Here is a 1,575-nt window from a genome sequence, read left to right on the forward strand (position 1 = left end):
CGGAACCTGTCAATGGTGTTGAGACAGTTCAGGCTGCTTGTTCTGTTTCGTGTTCTGTCTCCTCGTTTTCTTGGGGTGGTTCGTTGATCCAGGCGGATTTGGGTAGCTTGGGTGGGGTCGGTGCGCGGTGGAACCGGGTCGGATTGGTCGCGTAGGCCGCGTGCAGGACTCGGGCGCGTTCGGCGCGGATGGCGGTGGCGGTGCCGTCATGGACCGACGCCGGGGTGTGCAATCCGATGCCGCTGTGGCGGTGTTCGTGGTTGTAGTACTGGAAAAACCGCCGGCTGAACGCGCGGGCGTCGGCGATCGACCCGAACCGGCCGGGGAACGCCGGGCAGTACTTCAACGTCTTGAACTGGGCCTCGCTGTAGGGGTTGTCGTTGGAGACGTGCGGCCTGGAATGCGAACGGGTGACGCCCAGATCGGCCAGCAGCGTGGCGACGTTCTTCGACGTCATGGAGGTACCACGATCGGCGTGCACCACATCAGGGGCGTTCCCGCCGTTGGCGGCGATGGCGTCGGTGATGAACCCTTTCGCCAGCTCCGCGGTCTCGGTCGGCGCGATCATCCAGTGCACGGCCTTGCGGGAGTAGATGTCGAGCATGACGAACAGGTCGTAGTACACGCCCCGATCGGGGCCCTTGAGCTTGGTGATGTCCCAGCTCCACACCCAGTTCGGCGCGGTGGCCACCAACTCTGGCTTGACCTTCGCCGGATGCGTGGCCTGCGCGCGCCGTTCACGGACCTCACCCTCGCAGCGCAGCAGCCGGTACATCGTGGAGATCGAGCACAGGTACCGGCCCTCGTCGAGCAGGGTGGCCCACACCTGCGCCGGTGCCTTGTCCACGAACCGGGGTGACCGCAGCACCGCCAGCACCTGCGCGCGCTCGGCGGCCGACAGGCTCGCCGGATGCGGCGCCGGTTGGCGAGCAGGCCCGGCCACCGGCGGTGCGGGGTTGCGGTGGCGGTACAGTGTCGCCCTGGACTTCCCGACCAGATCACATCCCGGTTTGGTGCCCAGCAACGGTTCCAGCTCCGCGAACGCCAGGTCGATTACCTCGTCGACCCAGGGTCGGTGTCCGTGCTCTCGGAGATCGTTTCCAAGAGCCCTTGAAGTTTTCCCATGATCTCCACCACCGTCTGCGACTTCGCCAGCTCGCGGGCGAGGCGCTCGTTGTCGGCACGGAGTGTGTCGTTTTCCTTCTCCGCCGCGGACTTACCCTTCGGTCCCGAGGGTTTCGCGGCCAGGGCGTCGAGCCCGCCGGCATCACGGCTCCGGGTCCAGTCGATCAGGTGGGAGTGGTACAGCCCTTCCCGCCGCAACAACGCACCCTTCGCGCCGGGCTCGGTCAGTCCCTCGTACTCCTCCACGATCGCCAGCTTGTAGGCCGCGGTGAACGTCCGGCGCTTCGCCTGACCCGCACGCGGACCTCGCTTCTTCTTACTCACCGAACCATCATCGGCCTGGAGATCGGCGGCACTCAACGTCACAGTCCCAAAAATCCTGTCTTCGCCCTACGAATTCCACAGAAGACTCAACTGATCCTGTGTCTCACACCAGTCTGACAGAGAGGG

1 protein-coding gene is annotated in these 1,575 nt (G+C 65.3%); it reads right to left on the reverse strand.

Annotated features, from left to right (window positions below; all coding sequences use genetic code 11):
* Nucleotides 1-28: 28 nt before the first annotated feature.
* Nucleotides 29-1,503, reverse strand: a protein-coding gene (locus FM051_RS49890; RefSeq protein WP_420803680.1) for an IS3 family transposase whose coding sequence is annotated in 2 segments (ribosomal slippage) — nt 29-1,107 and nt 1,107-1,503 — 1,476 coding nt in all. Because the reading frame shifts where the segments join, the coding sequence is not laid out codon by codon here.
* Nucleotides 1,504-1,575: the final 72 nt, after the last annotated feature.

It is taken from the genome of Saccharothrix deserti (assembly GCF_009769385.1).
In the GTDB taxonomy this organism is placed as follows: Bacteria; Actinomycetota; Actinomycetes; order Mycobacteriales; family Pseudonocardiaceae; genus Actinosynnema; species Actinosynnema deserti.